The organism is Amycolatopsis sp. NPDC088138, assembly GCF_044741685.1.
GTDB lineage: Bacteria > Actinomycetota > Actinomycetes > Mycobacteriales > Pseudonocardiaceae > Amycolatopsis.
Map to the genome: position 1 here is coordinate 51,461 of NZ_JBIUTB010000012.1, position 20,301 is coordinate 71,761.

Annotated in this window: 20 protein-coding genes; 10 read left to right on the plus strand and 10 right to left on the minus strand. The window is 72.2% G+C overall.

The features are described 5' to 3' along the window. Positions 1-14 precede the first annotated feature (14 nt). Positions 15-887, minus strand: a complete 873-nt coding sequence (locus ACIOD2_RS48725; RefSeq protein ID WP_400552857.1) for a helix-turn-helix domain-containing protein — start codon at positions 885-887, stop codon at positions 15-17. Positions 888-971: 84 nt separating this feature from the next. Between ACIOD2_RS48725 and ACIOD2_RS48730 the strand changes: the two genes are divergently transcribed. Beyond that, on the plus strand, positions 972-1,751 hold the full coding sequence (locus ACIOD2_RS48730) for a DUF4184 family protein (RefSeq protein WP_400552859.1): 780 nt from the start codon (positions 972-974) through the stop codon (positions 1,749-1,751). Here ACIOD2_RS48730 and ACIOD2_RS48735 read toward each other — a convergent pair. From ACIOD2_RS48735 to ACIOD2_RS48745, 3 genes are read right to left on the minus strand one after another with little or no spacing between them, the layout of a single operon-like run. After that, on the minus strand, positions 1,718-2,512 hold the full coding sequence (locus ACIOD2_RS48735; protein WP_400552860.1) for a siderophore-interacting protein: 795 nt from the start codon (positions 2,510-2,512) through the stop codon (positions 1,718-1,720). The genes ACIOD2_RS48730 and ACIOD2_RS48735 overlap by 34 nt on opposite strands. Then, positions 2,512-3,402 (minus strand): PDR/VanB family oxidoreductase, encoded by an 891-nt coding sequence (locus ACIOD2_RS48740; protein ID WP_400552861.1) that lies wholly within the window; start codon positions 3,400-3,402, stop codon positions 2,512-2,514. The genes ACIOD2_RS48735 and ACIOD2_RS48740 overlap by 1 nt, the downstream gene beginning before the upstream one ends. Positions 3,403-3,405: 3 nt before the next feature. After that, complete coding sequence (locus tag ACIOD2_RS48745; protein ID WP_400552863.1) at positions 3,406-4,032, minus strand: MSMEG_1061 family FMN-dependent PPOX-type flavoprotein; 627 nt, start codon at positions 4,030-4,032, stop codon at positions 3,406-3,408. A gap of 67 nt (positions 4,033-4,099) precedes the next feature. Here ACIOD2_RS48745 and ACIOD2_RS48750 point away from each other — a divergent pair, with 67 nt between their 5' ends. After that, on the plus strand, positions 4,100-4,717 hold the full coding sequence (locus ACIOD2_RS48750; protein ID WP_400552865.1) for a TetR/AcrR family transcriptional regulator: 618 nt from the start codon (positions 4,100-4,102) through the stop codon (positions 4,715-4,717). A 226-nt stretch (positions 4,718-4,943) separates the two neighbouring features. Here the strand turns inward: ACIOD2_RS48750 and ACIOD2_RS48755 are convergent, their stop codons facing one another. After that, positions 4,944-6,245, minus strand: a complete 1,302-nt coding sequence (locus tag ACIOD2_RS48755) for a hypothetical protein (protein ID WP_400552867.1) — start codon at positions 6,243-6,245, stop codon at positions 4,944-4,946. Positions 6,246-6,267: 22 nt separating this feature from the next. After that, on the minus strand, positions 6,268-6,852 hold the full coding sequence (locus tag ACIOD2_RS48760; RefSeq protein ID WP_400552869.1) for a LuxR C-terminal-related transcriptional regulator: 585 nt from the start codon (positions 6,850-6,852) through the stop codon (positions 6,268-6,270). Between the two features lie 23 nt (positions 6,853-6,875). On the opposite strand from ACIOD2_RS48760, the gene ACIOD2_RS48765 reads away from it, so the two are divergent. Then, complete coding sequence (locus tag ACIOD2_RS48765) at positions 6,876-7,865, plus strand: histidine kinase (protein WP_400552871.1); 990 nt, start codon at positions 6,876-6,878, stop codon at positions 7,863-7,865. Here ACIOD2_RS48765 and ACIOD2_RS48770 read toward each other — a convergent pair. The 3 genes from ACIOD2_RS48770 to ACIOD2_RS48780 form a co-directional block, all read right to left on the minus strand. Next, entirely contained in the window at positions 7,807-8,538 is a 732-nt protein-coding gene (locus ACIOD2_RS48770) for a polysaccharide deacetylase family protein (protein WP_400552873.1), read from the minus strand. The genes ACIOD2_RS48765 and ACIOD2_RS48770 overlap by 59 nt on opposite strands. A 130-nt stretch (positions 8,539-8,668) precedes the next feature. Continuing rightward, a complete protein-coding gene (locus ACIOD2_RS48775) occupies positions 8,669-9,475 on the minus strand; it encodes an NAD-dependent epimerase/dehydratase family protein (RefSeq protein WP_400552875.1) in 807 nt (268 codons plus the stop codon). A gap of 27 nt (positions 9,476-9,502) precedes the next feature. Beyond that, positions 9,503-10,312, minus strand: a complete 810-nt coding sequence (locus tag ACIOD2_RS48780) for an IclR family transcriptional regulator (protein ID WP_400552877.1) — start codon at positions 10,310-10,312, stop codon at positions 9,503-9,505. A 277-nt stretch (positions 10,313-10,589) separates the two neighbouring features. On the opposite strand from ACIOD2_RS48780, the gene ACIOD2_RS48785 reads away from it, so the two are divergent. The 7 genes from ACIOD2_RS48785 (at position 10,590) to ACIOD2_RS48815 (ending at position 20,051) form a co-directional block, all read left to right on the plus strand. Further along, on the plus strand, positions 10,590-11,525 hold the full coding sequence (locus ACIOD2_RS48785; RefSeq protein ID WP_400552879.1) for a 5-dehydro-4-deoxyglucarate dehydratase: 936 nt from the start codon (positions 10,590-10,592) through the stop codon (positions 11,523-11,525). Then, a complete protein-coding gene (locus tag ACIOD2_RS48790; protein WP_400552881.1) occupies positions 11,525-12,781 on the plus strand; it encodes a glucarate dehydratase family protein in 1,257 nt (418 codons plus the stop codon). The genes ACIOD2_RS48785 and ACIOD2_RS48790 overlap by 1 nt, the downstream gene beginning before the upstream one ends. A gap of 4 nt (positions 12,782-12,785) precedes the next feature. Beyond that, positions 12,786-13,916 carry a hypothetical protein gene (locus tag ACIOD2_RS48795; RefSeq protein ID WP_400552882.1) on the plus strand — a complete coding sequence of 377 codons (1,131 nt, stop codon included), beginning with the start codon at positions 12,786-12,788 and terminating at the stop codon, positions 13,914-13,916. Positions 13,917-13,931: 15 nt separating this feature from the next. Further along, on the plus strand, positions 13,932-15,386 hold the full coding sequence (locus ACIOD2_RS48800; RefSeq protein WP_400552883.1) for an aldehyde dehydrogenase (NADP(+)): 1,455 nt from the start codon (positions 13,932-13,934) through the stop codon (positions 15,384-15,386). A gap of 147 nt (positions 15,387-15,533) precedes the next feature. Then, on the plus strand, positions 15,534-17,906 hold the full coding sequence (locus ACIOD2_RS48805) for a polysaccharide lyase 8 family protein (RefSeq protein ID WP_400552886.1): 2,373 nt from the start codon (positions 15,534-15,536) through the stop codon (positions 17,904-17,906). A 66-nt stretch (positions 17,907-17,972) separates the two neighbouring features. After that, entirely contained in the window at positions 17,973-19,442 is a 1,470-nt protein-coding gene (locus ACIOD2_RS48810) for a flavin-containing monooxygenase (protein ID WP_400552888.1), read from the plus strand. Between the two features lie 132 nt (positions 19,443-19,574). Next, positions 19,575-20,051 (plus strand): DUF6294 family protein, encoded by a 477-nt coding sequence (locus ACIOD2_RS48815; protein ID WP_400552890.1) that lies wholly within the window; start codon positions 19,575-19,577, stop codon positions 20,049-20,051. A gap of 64 nt (positions 20,052-20,115) precedes the next feature. On the opposite strand, the gene ACIOD2_RS48820 is transcribed toward ACIOD2_RS48815, so the two are convergent. After that, on the minus strand, positions 20,116-20,238 hold the full coding sequence (locus tag ACIOD2_RS48820) for a ribosomal protein bL36 (protein WP_323325885.1): 123 nt from the start codon (positions 20,236-20,238) through the stop codon (positions 20,116-20,118). Positions 20,239-20,301 lie beyond the last annotated feature (63 nt).

The window sequence follows — 20,301 nt, forward strand, 5'->3', positions numbered from 1 at the left end:
ACAAAACGCGCGTCTCAGCCCGCCCGGCGCAGCGCCGCGGGTGTCGTGCCGAGCTGGGCGCGCAGCACGCGCGTCAGGTGCTCCTGGTGCGAGAAGCCGCAGCGGAGCGCGATCTCGGCGATCGGGTCGGTGCCCGTGCGCAGCAGCAGCCCGGCCTGCTCGACGCGCAGCCGCAGCAGGAACCGGTGCGGCGGCAGGCCGGTGCGCGCCTTGAACTGCCGGGAGAACTGGCTGACGCTCAGCCCGGCGAGCGCGGCCAGGTCGGCCAGCGGCACCGGCTCGGCCAGCCGGTCCGCCATCCGGTCGCGCACCCGCGCGAACTGGTGGTCGGACAGGCCGCGGGACGGCTCGGGGCCGCGGGCGCGCCCGGCCTGGTGGTGGCGCACGAGCTGCGCGGCGACGAGCGCGCCCAGCTGGTCGGCGTAGGTCCGCGCGCCCGGCTCCCAGTCGCGCACGACGCCGTCGAGGCTCAGCACGAGCTGCTCCAGCAGCGGGTCGCTGCCGAACTCCTCGGCGAGCCGCACCGGCGTGCCGTCGCCGGCGGCCTCCTGCACGGCGTCGTCGGCGACGTAGACGTGCACGGTGTCCAGCTCACCGCCCAGCTCGACGGACAGGTCCACGTGCGAAGGCTGCAGGAACAGCCCGCCGGCGGGCATCCGCCGGCTCTGCTCGCGCGGGGTCCCGACCCCGCGCCGGACCGTCACGGGCCCGCCGAGGTGCAGGATCAGCTGGTGGCTGCGCGCGGCGCCGAACTGGGCACGATAGGGCCGTTCGCGCTGCTTGGAGAGGTAGAGGCGGTCCCAGCCGAGGCCTTCGCTGGTGCGTTCCGGGTGGACCCAGGGCAGCGCGAGGATGCCGTTGGTGTCGGCCAGCCCGAATTCGCCCACGCCTGCCTCCTCGACGTCGAGGCCGACCGCGATCGTACCCGCCCTAGGCTGGCGTTCCGGTCACGCAGACGCAGGGCGAGTCCGTTGCCGTTCACCTTCGCCCACCCGGCCGCCGTGCTGCCGCTGGCCCGCCGCCTCTGGCTGCCCGGGCTCGTCGCGGGCTCGCTGGCCCCGGACGTCGCCTACTACCTGCCGGTGCCCGGCGGCGAGGTGACGCACGACGTCGCCGGTTTGCCGGGCATCGACCTGCTGCTCGGGCTGGTGCTGGTGGCCGTCGGCTACCTCGTGCTCGCGCCGGTGCTGGCGCTCGGCCCGGCCGGGTGGCGGGAGCGGGTGCCGCGCCCGGACGTGCTCGCGCCGTGGCGGACGCCGCGAGCCGCGCTGGTCTCCCTCCTCTCGGTGGTCGTCGGGGCGGCGACCCACCTGCTCTGGGACGCCTTCACCCAGACCGGCGGCTTCGCCGTCCGGCACTGGGCGGTGCTGCACGTGTCCGTCGTCGGCCCGCACCGGCTGTACAACGTGCTCGGTTACGTCTCCTCCGCCGGTGGCCTCCTCCTGCTCGGCGTCCTGGTGACTCGGTGGTACCGCCGCGCGCCGCGGGCCGAGGGCTCCTGGCCGGCGCTGCCGCCCGCCGCCCGGGTGGTGGTGGCCGCCGGTCTCGGCGCCGGGCTGGTGGCGGGGGCGCTGCTCGGCCTGACGGATCCGGTCAGCGGGGTCAGCGAGTACGACCGGGTCCGGTGCCTGCTCCTCGGCGCGGTGCGCGGCGCCGCGGTCGCGGCCGCCCTCTACGTCCTGTGCTGGCCCCGGCTGCCGCGAATGGCTCGGGTGGCTCAGCCCGGGCTGGCGCGGCCGTGGCGCCAGTAGCCGAGGAACGCGATGTCCGATCTCGGCCGGCCGCGGTCGCGCACGAGGTGACGTCGCACGCCCGTCGCCAGCTTCGCCTCGCCCGCGACCCACGTGTACGACGGGCCGTCCGGTAGCGGCGCCGACCGGATCGTCTCCAGGGCGAGCGTGCCGGGCAGGCGGCCGGAGTCCCGGGGCAGCCAATGCACGTTCACCCCGGACGGCGCTTCGACCTCCCGGACGTCCGATTTCGACGGCACCTCCAGGAACACCTCCGCCACCAGGTCGGCGGCGGCGTTCTCGAGGATCGCCAGTGCCGCGGGCAGCGCGCTCTCGTCCGCGGCGAGCAGCTGCCAGGACACCCCGGACGGCGGCAGGTAGCTCACGCCGAGGTCGAAGACCCCCGCCGGGTCGCCCGGGCGGGCGCGACGGGCCCAGTCGGCGGCCGGCGCGTCCCCGTCGTGCAGGGCGAACTCGATGTCGATCTCCCCGGGGCGTGACCGCCGGATCGTGTAGTTGCGGACCCACGGGCGGCGGCTCTTCGGCATCATCAGCACCTCGGCCATCCAGCCCTCGTGGTCCAGGGTCGGCATCCGCAGCCCGTCCTGCCCGGCGCGCGGGAAGAACAGCCGGACGGCCTGGTCGTCCCCCGCCGGCTCGAACGCGTCCAGGTCCGGCCCGCCGAGGGTGACGGTCCGGAACGCCGGGCTCGGGGCGGTGTTCGCCAGGACCTCGAGCGTGACCATCTTCCGCGTCTTGGCGCGGCGCACCTTCGGGATCATCAGACGTCCAGCACGAGCCGGGGCGAGAGCGCGCGCGACACGCACGCGTACATCCGGCCGGGCGGGGCGCCGATGTCGTCGCGGTGCTCGGGTTCGCCGTCGACGACCGCCACTTCGCAGCTGCCGCAGACGCCTTCGCGGCAGCCGGACGGCACCGGGCGCCCGGCGTGGGTCAGCGCGTCGAGCAGGGACTCGTCCGGCGGGACCTGGATCGTCTGCCCGGAGCGGGCGCAGACGACCTCGAACGCCGTGTCGGGCCCGAAAACGCGGCGGGTGGGCTGGAAGCGTTCGGCGTGCACCCGTGGGAACACCGCCTCGGCCGCGGCGAGCATCGACGCCGGGCCGCAGCAGTAGACCTCGGCACGCGGATCAAGGCTCGCGAAGTCCGGCCGGCCGCGCTCGGCCGTGGGGAACAGCCGCACGCGTTCGCCGTACTCGGCAAGGAGTTCCGCGGCGAACGGCATGGTCGACAGGGACCGGCCCGCGTACACGAGCGTCGCCGCGGCACCGGACGCGACGGCCGCCCGCAGCATCGGCACGATCGGCGTGATCCCGATCCCGCCGGCCAGGAACAGGTACTCCGGGGCCGGTTCCAGCGGGAAGTGGTTGCGGGGCAAGGAGACTTCGAGGGTCCGGCCCGGGCGCAGGTACAGGTGGACGTACTCCGAGCCGCCGCGGCTGAGCGGGTCGTGGCGGACCGCGATCCGGTAGCTCGTGAGATCACCCGGGTCGCCGCACAGCGAGTACTGCCGGGTCAGCCAGTTCGGCAGCGCCAGGTCGACGTGCGCGCCCGGTTCCCACGGCGCCAGTGGCCCTTCATCTCCGTGCAGGACCAGGGAAACGACGTCGTCGGCGACCCGCTCGACGCGGTCGAGGATCGTCTTCTGCATGGGTCAGTACAGCTTCCGATAGCCGGCTTCGAGCATGGCCTCGAACCGCGCCGGATCGATGTCCATGCCGAGCTGGTCGGTGACGATCTCGCCGGCCGACGGCAGCTCCTCGGCCAGAGCCTGGCTCGCGGGATCCCAGAGCCGTGACCGGATCAGCGCGCGGCCGCAGTGGAAGTACACCTGCTCGACCTCGACGACGATCGCCAGGATCGGCTCCTTCGCCTCGGTCCGCATGCGGGCGAGCACGTCGGGCTCGTCGGTGACGTACGCGCGGCCGTTGACCCGCAGGGTTTCGCGCATGCCGGGGACGAAGAACAGCATGCCGACGCCGTCGTTCTCGGCGATGTTGCGGAACGAGTCGGCGATCTTGTTGCCGGTGCGGTCGGGCATGGCGAGCGTGCGCTCGCCGAGGACCTTCACGAAGCCGGGGTAGTCGCCGCGGGGCGAGCAGTCGGCGCGGCCCGCCGCGTCGGCGGTGGCCAGCGTGAGGAAGGGGGAGTGGGCGATGAAGCGGCGGGCGTGCTTGTCGACGTGGTCGCCGACCTTGGCCTCGATCATCGGCTCGGGGTCGCCCAGCCGGGCCCGCACCTCGGCCATGGAGACTCGGTGCAGCGTATCTGTGCTGGTCATGCCACAATTATGAGCAAATACTCAGGTCTTGCGCTACTCGCTTTCGAGGCGCGCGGAGGGGAGCGCCGTGCCGTCGGACCAGCGCCGCATCCAGCCACGTAAACAGCCGCGTCAGGTCCGCGCCGAGCTGACCCGGCAGCGGATCCTGACCGCGGCTGCTCACGTTTTCGGCGAGCACGGGTACGCCGCGGGCACCACCAACCGCATCGCCGAGCGGGCCGGGATCTCCATCGGCTCGCTGTACCAGTACTTCCCGAACAAGGACGCGATCCTCGCCGAGCTGCTCGTCCGCCACCTCGACGACGGCGCGGCGATCGCCGAACGGGTCCAGCGCGAGGAGCTGCCCGGCCCGATCGAGGAGATCTTCCGCCTCTTCGTCCGCGGCGCGATCGAAAGCCACCTCGACGAGCCGCGGCTGCTGCGGGTGCTGCTGGAGCAGGCCCCGAAGTCGACCGACGTGCTCGAGCGGGTCGAGCTGCTCAAGAAGAACCTGGTCGCCTACATGCGGGAGCTGCTGGACGACCACCCCGAGGTCCGGGTCACCGACACGGAGACCGCGGCCCGGCTGATCGTCACGACGGCCGAGCTGGTCATCCACCAGCTCGTGGCCGACCACGAGCCGGTGGACCTCGGGAAGCTGGAGAACGAGCTGGTCGCGATGCTGACCCGCTACGTCAGGGGGTGACCGCGAGCGCGGCGTCGTCGCGGCGGGTGAACGGCGTACAAGACTTTCGTCGTCCTCCGCGCGGGGGACCGGGCGCCGCCCCGGCGTCACGCGGCCGGGCGGCGGAGGTTTCCCCGGTGCACGCGAGGGAGCGTCGTGCACGTCCTCGACGGGCCGGGGGGCTCGAGGGCGAACGGGGAGAGGTGCCGGGCTCGCACGGGGCGGGCCCGGCACCACCGCCTGTGCGTCAGTCGAGCAGCTTCATGATCATTTCCGCTTCCTCCCAGCTGACCGGGAGTTCCTCGTCCGACCAGCCGCCGGTCTCGAGGCTGCGCAGCAACGTCGTGGGTTCCCAGCGGCCTCCGCCGGTGTAACGCTCGGCCTCCATGCTGTGGCTTCCCCGGATGAGGGTGTGGGCCCGGCGGACGTCGAGCCCGTCCGCGCACGTCCGGAAGACGCCGTGGTAAGCCGCGCCCTGCCACACGTGGCGTTGCTTGAACTGGCGCACCCGCCGGGCCAGCAGGAAGGCGTGCGTGACTTCGGTGTCCGGGTCGGCTTCCTCGACCGTCCAGTACGGGTGCTCGGCGACCTCCGCCAGCAGTCCGGACGCCGTCCACGCGAGGTCGCGCCCGAAGGCCCGCTCGGTTCCGTCGTCGAGGTGCACCACCGCGCGCGGAAAGGCGCGTCCGTCGTCGACCAGGAAACAGCGTGACCGGGGCAGCCGCGCGGTGATCCGCTCGACCTCCTCGGCGCCGAGCGGCAGGTTCCGGTGCCAGTCGTCGCGGAGCCGGTCGGAGCGAACCCACAACCCGTCGCGGACATAGACCTCTTCGACGCCGTTGTCGCGCCGGACCACGGAAAAGACGTCGTCGAGGTCGATGCTGGTGGACCGGCCGGGCAGGATCCCGAAGTACTCGACGGTGCCGGTCCGGCGCGCCTGCCGGACGCCGGTCGTGAGCGCGAACAGAAGGTCTCCGGCCTGGCTCTCGCGGATCTCCTCGAGCCGAAGCCCCGGCGGAACGGGCTCCCAGCGCAAGTTCCGCGTGTAGGCCTCGGCGAACGCCGGGATGCGGCGGACGACGGCGACGGGGTAGGACAGGTCGTCCCGGGCCACCGACCACTGTGGCGCGGCGACCCGCCAGCGGAGCCGGTCGTGTTCCGCCTCGGTGACCGGCAGGGACACGGTGCCCGGCGGGTCTTCCGCCGCCCGCCAAGTTCCGTCGGCGCCGAGCCGTTCGCGGACACCCTCGCGACAGCGCACCAGAGCTTCGGGGGGCTTCAGCGTATCGGCGCAAGAGGCGCTTTCGAGGTGCACGAAGTACTCGTACTCACCTCGCCATTCGGTGCGCTGAAGTTCCTCCCGGGCGTGCCGGGCGATCGCGTACAGGTACTGCTCGAAGTCCTCGTAGCCGCACTCTTCGGCGGTCGCGCCCGGCAGGTCGGCCGGCACCCATGCCAGATCGCGGGTGAACGCCTTCGCCGACTCGCGGACCACGTTGACCACAGCGGACGGGACGGCCGAGCCGTCGCGAATCACGTGATAGCTCATGTCGATCCCCCTTTGACCGAGGTTAGCCGTCGCGGGCGCGCGCGGCGAGCGCCGCCTGGGTGCGGCTGGTCACGCCGAGCTTCGCCAGCACGCTGCCGACGTGCGCCTTCACCGTCCGCTCGGCCAGCCGCAGCCGGGCCGCGATGTCCTTATTGGACAGTCCATCGCCGAGCAGCTCCAGCACGTCCCGCTCGCGCGGGGTCAGCGTGCCGCCCGCGGTGAGTGCCGCCGCGACCGCCGGGCTCAGCGCCGTCACACCCTCGTGGGCGGCCCGGACGGCGGCGGCCAGCTCCTCGCCGGAGGAGTCCTTCAGCACGAACCCGGCCGCGCCCGCGGCCAGGGCCTCGCGGATCTCGCGCGGCCGTCCGACCGTGGTGAGCATCAGCACGCGCGGCGCCGGGGACCGGAGGCGGCGCAGGACTTCGAGGCCGTCCATGCCGGGCAGGTAGAGGTCGAGCAGCACGACGTCGGCGGCCACGGACGACGCCAGCAGCTCCGGCCCGCTGCCGTACTGCGCGACGACGTCGAGGTCCGGCCGGGCGCCCAGGACCAGGGCGAGTCCCTCGCGCACCACCGCGTGGTCGTCGACGACCTGCACCCGGATCATGCCCGCACTCTACTGTCGGGCCCATGCGCCAGTCCCTCGTCACGACGGCCGCGGCGGCCGCGGTGTTCCTCGCCGCCGGGGCCTGGACCCCGCACCAGGGCTGGGTCGCCGCCCTGCTCAGCGCGGTGCAGCTGGTGCCGCTGCTGTGGTCGCGGCGCGCGCCGGCCGTCGTGCTGGTGGTCGTCACCCTCGCCACGGCCGGGCACCTGCTGCTCGACCAGCCGCGCAACACCATGTACGTCCCGGTGCTGCTGGCGCTCTACAGCACCCCGCGGCGATGGCTCGCGGCGTCCGCGGCGCTCGCGATCGGCGTGGCGGTGTTCCCGGCGAAGGGCCCGCTCGACGGCACGGTGCTGGCCGTGACGATCTGCGCGGTCGCCTGGCTGCTCGGCGCCGAACGCCGCCGTGCGCTCGCCGACCGGGCCGAACGCGCCGCGCGGCGGCTGCACGACACGCTCGCCCAGACCACGGCCGTGATGCTCGTGCAGGCGGAGACGCTGCGCGCGGTCGGCGATCTGACCGACGCCGACCGCGCGCGGCTCGACACGCTGCTGTCGGCCGGCCGCGGCGCGCTGACGCTCGTCCGCCGCACCCTCGACGACCTGCACGACGACGAGGACCGCCCGCCCGACCTCGCCGAGGTGCTGGCCCGGCTCCGCACCGCCGGACTGGTCCTCGACCGCGACCCGGTGCTGCCCGCGCTGCCGCGTCCGGTGCGCGAGCTGGCCGAACGGTTCGTCGCGGAGACGGCGGTGAACGCGTTGCGGCACAACGGTCCCGGTGTCCGGCTGCGCCTCGACGTCCGGAGCGGCGACGGCGTGATGATCACGGCCCGCAACACGCTCAAAGGCACACCGCGCGCGGGCGGCGGTTACGGCTTGGCCGGGCTCGCGGAACAAGCCGCCGCGGCCGGCGGTGCACTGCGCCACGGATCGCGTGACGGCGAGTGGGTCGTCAGTGTGGTGCTGCCAGCAGCTGCGACACGGTCACGAACCGGAAGCCGCGCTGCTTGAGCCCGTCGACGATCGGCCCGATCGCCTGGCGCGTCTGCGCGCGTGACGCGTACATCGCGTGCAGCAGGACGATCGAGCCGGGCCGCACCTGAGCGAGCGTGGTGTCGCGGACGGTCGTGGCGTCCGGCGTGCCCGCGGAGTCCGGCTCGACGTCCCAGGTGATCGTCGTGCGGCCGTGCTCAGCCAGGTAGTGCGGGAGGGCGAAGAGCTTCTTGCCGTTGGGCGGGCGGAACAGGATGTCGCCGGAGTAGCCGGCCGTGCGGATGAGCGCGTCGGTGGCCTCGACCTCGTCGGCGACCCACGCGGGCGTCACGCCGATCATCCGGTCGTGGGAGAAGCTGTGGTTGCCGACCTCGTGCCCGGCCGCGGCGATGTCGTGGGCCAGGTCCGGGTGCGCGGCGATCTCGCGGCCGATGAGGAAGAAGGTCGCGGGCACCTGACGGCTCTTCAGCGTGTCCAGGATGGTGTGCGTGCCCGCCGGGTCCGGCCCGTCGTCGAAGGTCAGCGCGACGACCTTTTCGGTGGTGTCGACGCGGTTCACGAGGGTGCCGAAGAACTGGAACGTCCGCGAGTCGGCGACCTGCAGCAGCGCGTAGGCACCCACGAGCACGACTACCAGGCCGCTCGCCACGCCGATGGTCCACTTCCGCGCACGCCGGGATTTCAAGATCATGCGGCCACCCTGGCGTCACCCTCGCGGCCCCCGGAAGGCGCGAAGGTACTAGTACCAAAGCCGTGAATGGCCCATTGAGGGACTTGAAGTCCCTCAATGGGCCATTCACGGACCACCGCGGGAGGTGGGGTCAGAGCGGGTTGAACTCGCCCAGCGGGGCGGTGCAGAACGGGCCGCCGACGAACTCGGCCGCCGCGCCCGTCGGGGCCGGCTTGCCCGCCAGCTGGTCCGCGTAGACCTCGGCGTTGTCCAGGGACTTGTAGCCCAGCGCCTCGGCCTCGGCCAGCGAGTAGATCCGGCGCGTGTTGTCCGAGACGCCCCAGATCAGGCGGTACCCCGGCGACGGCGCGCTCAAGCACGCCTCGAACAGCCGCGCCCCGTCGTCCGGCGAGAGCCACGTCGTGAGGCCGCGCGGGCCCAGCGGCAACGGCGTCTCGAAGCACGAGCCGATGCGGATCACGATGACGTCCATGCCGAACCGCGAGTGGTACAGGCTGCCCAGCGCCTCGATCGCCGCCTTGCTGACGCCGTAGTAGGTGTCCGGGCGCGGCGACGAGTCCGCGGGCAGGTCCTCGTCGTTGCGGCGGAAGCCGACGGCGTGGTTGCTCGACGCCAGGATCACGCGCCCGACCCCGGCCGCGCGGGCCGCCTCCAGGACCGTGTGGGTGCCGTTGATGTTGACGTCGAGCGTCGCTTCCCAGGAGTTCTCGCGGCTGTGGCCACCGAGGTGGATCAGCGCGTCGGCGCCTTCGCACGCCGACGCCATCGCCGCCGCGTCGGTGACCGACGCCGTCACGATTTCCTCGGCGTCGTCCGACGCCGTTTGCGGAGCCACGTCGAGCAGGCGCAGCACCCGGCCGGAGCGCCGCAGGCGGGGGCGCATCAGGGTGCCGACGACACCCGCCGACCCGGTGATGAGCACACGCTGGTCCGTCAATGGACTTCCTCTCGGTAAGGGCGGCGGTCAGCGGATCCCGGCCCGGCGCAGCTGCTGCCCGAGCTCGGTGGTGATTTCGGCGAGCAGCTCGCCGACGCGCTGGGCGTCGGCGTCGGTCACCTGGGAGATGGGCATCGAGCAGCTGATCGCGTCCGTGCCCGGGATCCGGTAGGGGATCACCGCGGCGACGCACCGGACGCCCAGCGTGCCCTCCTCGATCTCGGCGGCGTACCCGCGCTCGCGGGTCGCGGCGCACTCGGCGTGCAGGGCGTCGAGCGAGGTGATGGTGTTCGGGGTCAGCGCGATCAGCGACGGCGGCATCAGCGCCTCGATCTCGTCGTGCGTCAGCTCGGCCAGCAGCGCCTTGCCCAGCGCGGTCGCGTGCGTGGGCAGCGTCCGCCCGACGCGCGAGACGAGGTGCGTGGAGCGCTGCGACTCCCGCGTCTCCAGGTAGACGACCTCGGTGGCGTTGCGGCGCGCGAAGTGCGCGGTGAAACCGGTCTTCTCCCGGATCCGCTCGAGGGCCTCGGTGGCGAACGGGACGACAGCGTCGCGGTCGAGGTAGGCCGTGCCGCAGATCAGGGCGCGGACGCCGAGGCGGTAGCGGGCGGTGTTGGCGTCCGCCTCCAGCCAGCCGGCTTCCAGGAGGGTCCGCAGCAGCCCGTGCAGCGAGGAGCGCGGGAACCCCGTGCGCGCGTGCAGGTCGGAGAGCGAGAGCCAGACGTCGTTGGCCGCGAAGGTCTCGATGAGGTCCACCGCGCGGCGCGCGGACTTCACGCCCGAGGACTCGGCGGGGGCGCCGTCGGTCACCGCCGGGTTGTCCACCTTCTGCGGCATTTTCGCGCCTCCGTCCGGCCGTTGACTTGTGACTCCGGCCATATTAGCGTCCCGAACAGCGTTCTTATGGATGAACATAATCACTATAACAGACTGCGTTCAAGGATGTGAATAGGTCCTCGGGACTCGCACCCCCGCCGCGCATGCCATCGTCTCGCTCGCTCATGTGCCAGTGAAGCCGCTCGAGTACAACGGAGGCATGGGGGACCTGGTGCAGCACCGCGAAGCAGCGCCGATCACGGCCGAAACCGACAAAAGGACGAGAGAGCAGAATCTGATGGCACAGACCGAGATCGAGCTGGACGGCCTGCTGGCGTTCCCCCTCACCCCGTTCGGCGAGGACCTCGAGGTCAACCTCGACGCGCTCGCGGAGAACGTGGAGAGCCACATCGCGGCCGGCGCCGGTGCGCTGTTCGTCGCGTGCGGCACCGGCGAGTTCAGCTCGCTCTCGCCCGCCGAGCACGCCGCGGTGCTCGCCCGGTCCCGCGAGGTGGCCGCCGGCCGCGTGCCGGTCTGGGTGGGCGCCGGTGGCGGCGCCGCGTCGGCGCGGGCCGGGGTCGCGGCGGCCGCGGCCGGTGGCGCGGACGGCGTCCTGCTGCTGCCGCCGTACCTCGTGTCCGGGCCGCAGTCGGGCTTGGTCGACTTCGTCCGCTACGCCGTCGGCGACACGTCCGTGCCGGTAATCGTCTACCACCGCGGCACCGGCGTCTTCACCGCGCCGGCCGCGGCGTCGCTGCTCGACATTCCCTCGGTCGTGGGACTCAAGGACGGCTACGGCGACGTCGAGGTGATGACCCGGATCGTCACCACGATCCGCTCCCTCGACACCGACCGCGCGCGGAACTTCCTGTTCTTCAACGGGTTGCCGACCGCCGAGGTCTCGGCCAAGGCGTACGCCTCGATCGGCGTCGCCCGCTACTCCTCGGCCGTGCACTGCTTCGCGCCGGAGATCGCCCACCGCTTCCACCGCGCGCTCGCCGAAGGTGACACCGCGGTGATGGACACCCTGCTCGCCGGGTTCTACCTGCCGCTGGTGGCGCTGCGCGACGAGTCGCCCGGCTTCGCCGTGTCGCTGGTCAAGGCCGCCGCCCGGCTGCGCGGCGACAAGGTCGGCTCGGTTCGCCCGCCGCTGGTCGAGCCGACGACGGAGCAGATCGACCGGCTGCAGAAGATCGTGGAGGACGGCTTCGCGACGCTGAAGGCGCTCGGCTGATGAAGATCCTCGATGTGGTGCTGACCCCGGTCGCGTTCGCCGACCCGCCGCTGCTCAACGTCATGGGCGTGCACGAGCCGTTCGCCTTGCGCGGCATCGTCCAGGTCAAGTGCGAGGACGGGATCGTCGGGCTCGGTGAGTCCTATGGGGACGAAGCGTTCCTCGGCGAGGTGCGCAAGGTGCTGCCGCAGCTGCGCGGCCACGACGTCTTCGACCTGCCCGGCCTGCAGCGCCTGGTCGCGAACGCGCTCTCGGGCACGGTGCTGACCGACGCGCACGGGCTGATCGGCGGCTTCTCCATCCGCAAGACCGTCGGGAGTGTGTACTCCCTGTTCGAGGTCGCCTGCCTGGACGCGCAGGGGCAGCTGCTCGGCCGCCCGGTGTCCGACCTGCTCGGCGGCAAGGCCCGCGACGCCGTCGAGTTCTCCGCGTACCTGTTCTACAAGTACGGCAAGCACATCGACGGCCGTGAGGACTCCTGGGGCGAGATCACCACGCCGGAAACCCTGGTCGGCTCGGCGAAGCGGATGATCGACGAGTACGGCTTCCGCTCGATCAAGCTCAAGGGCGGCGTCTACGAGCCCGCGCAGGAGGTCGACGGGATCCGCGCGCTGGCCGAGGCGTTCCCCGGGCACCCGCTGCGGATCGACCCTAACGCCGCGTGGACGGTCGAGACCGGCATTCGCGTGGCGGAGGAACTCGACGGTGTCCTGGAGTACCTCGAAGACCCGACACCGGGCATCGAGGGCATGGCCCAGGTGGCCGAGCGGGCGTCGATGCCGTTGGCCACCAACATGTGCGTGGTGAACTTCGGCGACATCGAGCCCGGCTTCCGGGCGCGCGCGATCGGCGTTCTCCTTTCGGACCACCACTTCTGGGGTGGCCTGCGGGCGACGCAGTCGTTGTCGGTGACGTGCGAGAGCTTCGGCGTCGGCCTGTCGATGCACTCCAACAGCCACCTCGGGATCAGCCTGGCCGCGATGGTGCACGTCGCCGCCGCGACTCCGCACCTGACCTACGCCTGTGACACGCACTGGCCGTGGAAGGTCGAGGACGTCATCAACCCGGGTGTGCTGGAGTTCCGCGAGGGCGCCGTCGCGGTGCCGACGACCCCAGGCCTGGGCGTCACGATCGACGAGGACGCGCTGGCGAAGCTGCACGAGAACTACGTCCGATGTGGACAGACAAAACGGGACGACGTGACCTACATGCGCAAGTACGTCGAGGGTTTCGAGCCCAACACGGCGAGGTGGTGACCCGGTGAAGGTGACCGGATACGCCTACCCGTGGGACGTCCTGGAGGCCGGGTTCGCCGCGCGGGCCCGCGATCTGGGCGTCGACGAGGTGGCCGTGGCGCTGTCGTACCACAGCACCCGCGCGGCGACGCCGTGGTCGGCCTCGCGCACGGCGGTGGTCGCGCGGCACGCCGCGTTCTACCGGCCGGTGCGCTCCGGCGCCTGGGGCGCGCTGAGCCCGGCCGCGCCTGACTGGGTGTCCTCCGAGGACAGTGGCGGTGACGCCGTCCGGCTGCTCAACGAGGCCGGGATCCCGGCCGCCGCGTGGATCGTGCTGACGCACAACTCGCAGCTCGGCTACGAGCACCCGGACGTCGCCGTGCGGAACTGCTTCGGCGAGGTCTACCCGTGGGCGCTCTGCCCGTCGCGGCCCGCGGTGCGCGAGTACGCCGCGGCGCTGACCGCGGAAGCCGTCGCCGGGCTCGACCTGTCGTCGGTGATCCTCGAAGCCTGCGGTCCGCTCGGCGCGGTGCACCAGCACCAGCACGAGAAGACCGACGGTGTGTGGGCGCCCGCGGTGGCCCGGCTGCTGTCGATCTGCTGCTGCGACGCGTGCGCTTCTTCGTGGGACGTCGATGCGGACACCGTCCGGGCCCAGCTCGTCGAGGAGGTCCGGCGGCTCGTCGCCACCGGCGACCTCGGCGTCACGGCCGACGCCCTGCCGCCGTCGCTGACCCAGACGCTGCTGCGGGTCCGGCAGGCCGCCACCGACGCGCTGCGGGCCGCCGTGCTGGCGACGCTGCCGGAGGGCACCCGGATCGTGCTGCACGGCGCGCTCGACCCGTGGGTCACCGGCGCGCTGCCCGGCCTCACGCCGGGCGCCATCGAGGACGCCGATTCCGTCGTATTGTTCGGCTGGGCGCCCGCGACGGGAGCCGACGCCGTCGCCGCGGCCAGGGAGGCCCTGCCGGAGCGGGTGGCGATCGGCAGCTACATCACCGCCGTGGCGGCCGCCCCCGTGCCCGACATCGCCGCCTACGTCGGCGAGCTCGCCAAAGCGGGCGCGGCCGAGCTGCACCTGTACCACCTCGGACTGGCCGGTCCGGGCCGCTGGCGCGACCTGGACACCGCCACCGCCGCCGCCCATGAGAACTGAGGAGCTGTACCCGAAATGAGCCAGGCAACCGACGCCGCCACGCTCGAGAAGATCCTGGCGGCCGCCGCCGAAGCCGCCCGCCCGGCCGCCGAGGCCACCCCGGCCGACCGCGGCCGCTGGCTGACCGCGGTCGCCGACGCGCTCGACGCCGCGGCCGACGAACTGGTCCCGCTGGCCCACGCCGAGACGCACCTGCCCGCCACCCCGCGGCTGGCCGGCGAGCTGAAGCGCACCACGTTCCAGCTGCGCCTGTTCGCCGAGGTCCTCACCGAGGGCGAGTACCTCGGCGCCACCGTCGACCACGCCGACCCGGACTGGCCGATGGGGGCGCGCCCGGACATCCGGCGCGTCAAGACCGCGATCGGCCCGGTGCTGGTGTTCGCGGCCAGCAACTTCCCGTTCGCGTTCAGCGTCGCCGGTGGCGACACGGCGTCGGCGCTGGCCGCGGGCTGCCCGGTGATCCTCAAGGCGCACCCGGGCCACCCGGAACTGTCCGCGCAGACCGGCCTGATCGTGCGCGAGGCGCTGCTCAAGGCGGGTGCTCCCGCCGGCCTGTTCAACGTGATCTTCGGCCAGGACGAGGGCGTCACCGCGCTGAAGGACCCGCGGATCGCGGCGGCGTCGTTCACCGGGTCGATCCCGGGCGGGCGGGCGCTGTTCGACATCGCGAACGCGCGGCCGCGGCCGATCCCGTTCTACGGCGAGCTGGGCAGCGTGAACCCGGTCGTCGTCACCGAGGGCGCGATCGCCGCCCGCGGTGAGGCCGTCGCGAAGGGCTACGCCGGGTCGTTCACCCTCGGCGCCGGCCAGTTCTGCACCAAGCCGGGCCTGCTCTTCCTGCCGGAGGACCACGGCCTGACCGAGACGCTGCGCTCGGCGCTGGAAGGTGCGGCGCCCCAGCCGATGCTCAACGACCGCATCGCGAGCGGGTACGCCTCGACGCTCGCGAAGCTGCGTGAGGTGCCGGGGGTCGACGTCGTGTCGGCGTCGCCGTCCGAGGCGCCCGCGTTCACCCCGACGCTGCTGGCGACCACCGGCAATCAGTTCCTCGAGGGCGGCGAGGCCGTGCACCAGGAGTGCTTCGGCCCGGCGTCCCTGATCGTCACCTACGCCGACCAGGCCGAGCTGCTGAGCCTGCTCGACGTCGTCGAACCGGGGCTCACCGCCACGATCCACGGCGAGGAGTCCGACGCGGACTGGCTCCGGCCGGTCCTGCCGTCCCTGGCCCGCGTCGCCGGCCGGCTGCTGTGGAACGACTGGCCCACCGGCGTCACGGTGAGCTGGGCCCAGCAGCACGGCGGCCCGTACCCGGCCACGACCGCCCCGACCACGACGTCCGTCGGCACCGCGGCGATCGAGCGGTTCCTCCGCCCGATCGCCTGGCAGGGCTTCCCGGACGCGCTACTGCCCGAACCCCTGCAGGAGGCCAACCCCTGGCAGCTGCCCCGGCGCACCGACGGAACCCGCTGACCCGACGACGCGGCACTTTCACGTGAAAGTGCCCACCTGGCCCCGGCGCTTTCACGTGAAAGTGCCGGGGCGTTCCACCCACGCCGCCGCAGTTTCTGTTCCCTTTTCCCGCAAGCCAAGGATGTCTTGATCCTGGGAGGCATTGTCATGCCCGTGAACCGGAGAAACGCCCTGCGCGGCGGCGCCCTGGCGGCCGCTTCCACCGTGTTCCTCACCCGTCCCGCGTTCGCTTCGGCGGCCACCCCGGTGGCGGCGGCGAGTGGCGTTCCCGCCGCGACCGCGCCGATCGTCGCGGCCTACCGGCAGCTGCAGAGCGGCATCAACCGGCCCTCGCCCGAACGCACCGCGGCGCTGGCCAACGTGGGCCGCGTCGCCAAGGCGTACAACGACAGCCTGTCCGTGGCGGGCGGTGGCGCTCCACTGTGGACGGACCTGCCGCTCGGTCCCGGCAGCGACTACACGACGTCGATGTACGCGCGGCTGCGCGCCATCGCCGTCGACTGGGGCACGCCGGGCGGCGCGCTCTACGGTGATCCCGCGGTCCTGACCCGGATCAAGGCCGCGCTGGAGCTGATCTACCAAAGCCAGTACAACACCACGGTCGGCGAGATCGGCAACTGGTACACCTACGAAATCGGCGTCCCGTACTACGTCCTGCACACGCTGTCGGTGGTCGCCGACCAGCTGACCGCCGACGAGCTGGCCCGGTACGTCAGCCCGATCAAGCGGTTCGTCGGCAACCCGAACGTCCGCGCGAACAACACCGCGCTCGTCGAGACCGGCGCCAATCGCGCCGACAAGGGCCTGATCTCGATCGTCGCCGGCGCGCTGATCGGTGATGCGGCCTGGATCAAGACGGGCATCGACGCGCTCACCGACGTCGCGGGCGGAGGTGCGGCGAGCGTCGTCGCGCGGCTGGACCGTGCGGCGGGCGACGGCTTCCACGTCGACGGCTCGTTCATCCAGCACGACACCATCCCGTACCCCGGGCACTACGGCATCGTGCTGCTCACCGCGCTGGCCGGCGCCATCCACGTCACGCAGGGCACCGAGTACGCGCTCCCGCAGCCGCTGAAGGACAAGATCTACGCGCTGGTCGCGGACGCGTTCGCGCCGTTCGTCTACGCCGGCGCGCTGCTGGAGCCGGTACGCGGGCGGATGCTGTCGCGGCAGGGGGAGACCGCGCACGACATCGGCCACCAGCTGACCGTCGCGACGCTGGTGCTGGCCCGCACGGCTGCGGGCAAGACCAAGACCGACCTCAACGCGCTGGCCGCGAAGTGGATCACCGAGGGCACGTACGCGCCGTTCCTCAAGATCCCGGACCCCGAGCGGTTCGCGCCCGGCCCGGACCTCGTGGCCACGCCGGGCATCGAGTTCGCCCAGGACATGCTCGCCGCGCACACCCGCCCCGCCCGGACGACGGCCGCGCACCGGATCTTCGGCCAGCAGGACCGGATGGTGCACGTCACCGAGGACTGGACGTCGTCGCTCGGCGTCAGCTCGACGCGGATCTCCCGCTACGAGTCCATCAACGGCCAGAACCTCAAGGGCTACTACGTCGGCGACGGCGTGCTCTACACGTTCCTGCCCGACGCCAAGGGGCACTACACCGACGCGTACTGGCCGACTGTCGACCCGCTGCTGCTGCCGGGCACGACCGAGAACGACGGCCCGGTCGACCCGGCGTTCGGCAACGTGCCGGTCGGCCCGAACCCCCACACCGGCGGCGTCCGCTGGGACGACAAGCACGGCGCCTACGCGTTCGACTTCAAGTCCTGGGACGGTTCGCTGGTCGCGAAGAAGTCGTGGTTCTTCACCCCGTCCGGGGTCGTCTGCCTGGGCGCCGGGATCACCAGCACGTCGGCGTCGGCGGTCCGCACGACGATCGAGAACCGCAACCTCGGCGAGGGCGGTAAGGGCGCGCTGACCGCGGACTTCCGGCGCGTCGCGACCGACCTCGGCAAGGCCTCCGCGCTGCGGCCGAAGTGGCTGCACCTGGAGAACGTCAGCGGGTACGTCCTGCTCGACGACGCGTCCGTGACGGCGTTGCGGGAGGACCGCACCGGCGCGTGGCGCGACATCGACACCGGCGCCAACACCAAGGGCACCACGACACCGAACACGCGCCGGTACCAGAAGCTGGTGCTGGAGCATGGGATCAAGCCGTCGAACGCGAAGTACGCGTACGCGGTGCTGCCCGGTGCGTCGGTCCTCGGCACGGTCGGCGCGGCCGGAGTGTTTTCGGCATGGCAGGTCCGGGCCAACACCGCGACGGTCCAGGCGGTCCAGGTCGGTGAAACCCTGCTGGCGAACTTCTTCGCGGCGGGTTCGGTCGGCGACGTGCGGGTGTCCGGGCCGGCGTCCGTGGCGATCGGGCGGTGCGGCTGGGGCCGGCAGCTCGCGGTGTCGGACCCGACGCAGACGCAGGACAGCGTGACGGTGACGGTGCGCGGGAAGTCCGTGGTGGTACCGCTGAAGGGCACCTTCGGTGCGACGAAGGTCGTGCCGCTGCCGTAGTTTCCTCGCCGGGCCGGTGCCCCGACCCGGCCCGGCGGGGTCCCCACCTCCGTTACGCTGGATTTCATGACCAGCGCGGAGCACGTGGACGTCCTGATCGTGGGCGCCGGCCTGTCCGGCGTCGGCGCGGCCTGCCGTCTCCAGGAACGGTTGCCGGGCAAGAGTTACGCGATCCTCGAAGCGCGTGACACGATCGGGGGAACCTGGGACCTGTTCCGGTACCCGGGCATCCGGTCCGATTCGGACATGTTCACCCTCGGCTACCCGTTCCGCCCGTGGAAGGACGCGAAGGCGATCGCCGACGGCCCGTCGATCCTCGCCTACGTCCGCGAGACCGCGGCCGCGTACGGCATCGAGCGGCACATCCGGTTCGGGCACCGGGTGGCCGCCGCGAGCTGGTCGTCCGCCGACGCGCTCTGGACGGTCTCGACCGCGCACGGAGCCACGTTCACCTGCCGGTTCCTCTACCTGTGCAGCGGTTACTACGACTACGCGGGCGGGCACGTCGTCGACTTCCCGGGCCGCGGCGAGTTCGCGGGCGAGATCGTGCACCCGCAGCAGTGGCCGGACGAGCTGGACTACGACGGCAAGCAGGTCGTCGTGATCGGCAGCGGCGCGACGGCGGTGACGCTCGTCCCGGCGATGGCCCCGCGCGCGGCCCGCGTGACGATGCTGCAGCGCTCGCCGTCGTACATCGTGGCGCGGCCGGGGCGGGACGCGCTCGCCGACCGGATCCGCGCGCTGCTGCCGGAGAACCTCGCGCACCGGGTGGTGCGCGGCAAGAACGTCGTCATGGGCACGTTCTTCTTCCAGCTGCTGCGGCGGCTGCCGGACCGGGCGTCCCGGACCCTGCGCGACCGGGTGGCGGCGCAGCTGCCCGCGTCGATCCCGGTCGACCCGCACTTCGTGCCGGACTACAACCCGTGGGACCAGCGGCTGTGCCTGGTGCCGGACGCGGACCTCTTCCATGCGCTGCGCTCGGGCAAGGCGGACATCGTGACCGACCGGATCACGCGGTTCACTTCTGGCGGCGTGCTTCTGGAGTCCGGCCGTGAACTGCCCGCGGACGTCATCGTGACGGCGACCGGGCTGCGGCTGGTGGCGTTCGGCGGGATCACGCTGAGCGTCGACGGCCGCGAGATCGAGCCGGGGGAGCAGCGCGCCTACAAGGGCATGATGTTCGGCGGCATCCCGAACCTGGCGTGGTGCGTCGGCTACACGAACAACTCGTGGACGCTGCGCGCGGACCTGACGTCCCGGTACGTCTGCCGCCTCCTGGAACACATGGACCGCCGCGGGTTCGTGTCGTGCACCCCGGACGCGGCCGGCGCGTCGAGCGCGGGCCGTCCGCGCCCGATCGTCGACCTGGCGTCCGGGTACATCAAACGGGCCGCCGCGAACCTGCCGAAGCAAGGCGAGCGACGGCCCTGGATGATGCGGCAGAACTACCTGCTGGACCTCGCGGACATGCGCTTCAACCGCCTCGAGGACGGCGTGATGCGCTTTGGCCGCGCGGAATCCCCGGTGCCCGCTTAGCCTGCGTTTTCGGGCAGCGGAAAGGCCGCCCCTGTGGGTGGAATTCCGTGTCCGTTCGCTTCTGGTGATCGATTCCCGGCCGTGTCACGGTGATGGACGTACGCATTCACGTGATTACGGGAGGAACACCTGATGCGACGAAAGTTCGTTTCCCTGGCGAAATCGACGGCGGTGGCGCTGGCCGTCCTGGCGAGCGGGTTCGCGCTCACCACCCCGGCCTCGGCCGCTCAGCCGTCCACGGTCACCGCGGCTCCGGCGTCCACGGCCGCGGGGATCCGCTTCACCTGGAACGGTGACCTGCACTCCGGTGACTGCACCCTGTTCCACGGCGCGAGCTGGACCCTGAACCCGGACGGCACGGCCTCGTTCGACGGCACGGTCACCAGCAGCGACGACAACGACGCCTGGCTGATGTGGGTGCACGTGCTGGACCGCAACGGCGCCGAGCTCGGCCTGCTCGGCAACACGTTCCCGAACACCCCGGACGGGAACGAGTTCGCGAAGAACCTGCCGGACAGCAGCCTGCAGTACCGGTGGTTCGCGACCGGCCACTTTCCGGCCAACTGGTACGGCCTGATCGGGACCCTGCGGATGGACTACCACTGCTGAAGTCCCGCGGGCAGCAAAACGGCCGGGCCCGGAACCGTGTGGTTCCGGGCCCGGCCGTCTTTGCTCAGCCCTGGCGGCCCTTGGAGCGCGGGTTGTCCTTGTTGATGACGAACACGCGCGTCCCGCGGCGGATGACCTGGGCGCCCGGCTGGCGGGCGAGCGAACGAAGCGAACTGCGGACCTTCATGGTGAGCCGTCCCTTCCTGGTCGGCGGTGCGGGCCCCGAAAACGTCCCACGGTGGCTTCAACA

Excerpts from the sequence above, each read along its gene's own strand:
- ACIOD2_RS48735 (WP_400552860.1), bottom strand. The coding sequence starts at position 2,512 with ATGATCCCGAAGGTGCGCCGCGCCAAGACGCGGAAGATGGTCACGCTC.
- ACIOD2_RS48740 (WP_400552861.1), bottom strand. The coding sequence starts at position 3,402 with ATGCAGAAGACGATCCTCGACCGCGTCGAGCGGGTCGCCGACGACGTC.
- ACIOD2_RS48745 (WP_400552863.1), bottom strand. The coding sequence starts at position 4,032 with ATGACCAGCACAGATACGCTGCACCGAGTCTCCATGGCCGAGGTGCGG.
- ACIOD2_RS48755 (WP_400552867.1), bottom strand. The coding sequence starts at position 6,245 with ATGAGCTATCACGTGATTCGCGACGGCTCGGCCGTCCCGTCCGCTGTG.
- ACIOD2_RS48760 (WP_400552869.1), bottom strand. The coding sequence starts at position 6,852 with ATGATCCGGGTGCAGGTCGTCGACGACCACGCGGTGGTGCGCGAGGGA.
- ACIOD2_RS48765 (WP_400552871.1), top strand. The coding sequence starts at position 6,876 with ATGCGCCAGTCCCTCGTCACGACGGCCGCGGCGGCCGCGGTGTTCCTC.
- ACIOD2_RS48770 (WP_400552873.1), bottom strand. The coding sequence starts at position 8,538 with ATGATCTTGAAATCCCGGCGTGCGCGGAAGTGGACCATCGGCGTGGCG.
- ACIOD2_RS48780 (WP_400552877.1), bottom strand. The coding sequence starts at position 10,312 with ATGCCGCAGAAGGTGGACAACCCGGCGGTGACCGACGGCGCCCCCGCC.
- ACIOD2_RS48785 (WP_400552879.1), top strand. The coding sequence starts at position 10,590 with ATGGCACAGACCGAGATCGAGCTGGACGGCCTGCTGGCGTTCCCCCTC.
- ACIOD2_RS48790 (WP_400552881.1), top strand. The coding sequence starts at position 11,525 with ATGAAGATCCTCGATGTGGTGCTGACCCCGGTCGCGTTCGCCGACCCG.
- ACIOD2_RS48800 (WP_400552883.1), top strand. The coding sequence starts at position 13,932 with ATGAGCCAGGCAACCGACGCCGCCACGCTCGAGAAGATCCTGGCGGCC.
- ACIOD2_RS48805 (WP_400552886.1), top strand. The coding sequence starts at position 15,534 with ATGCCCGTGAACCGGAGAAACGCCCTGCGCGGCGGCGCCCTGGCGGCC.
- ACIOD2_RS48810 (WP_400552888.1), top strand. The coding sequence starts at position 17,973 with ATGACCAGCGCGGAGCACGTGGACGTCCTGATCGTGGGCGCCGGCCTG.
- ACIOD2_RS48815 (WP_400552890.1), top strand. The coding sequence starts at position 19,575 with ATGCGACGAAAGTTCGTTTCCCTGGCGAAATCGACGGCGGTGGCGCTG.
- ACIOD2_RS48820 (WP_323325885.1), bottom strand. The coding sequence starts at position 20,238 with ATGAAGGTCCGCAGTTCGCTTCGTTCGCTCGCCCGCCAGCCGGGCGCC.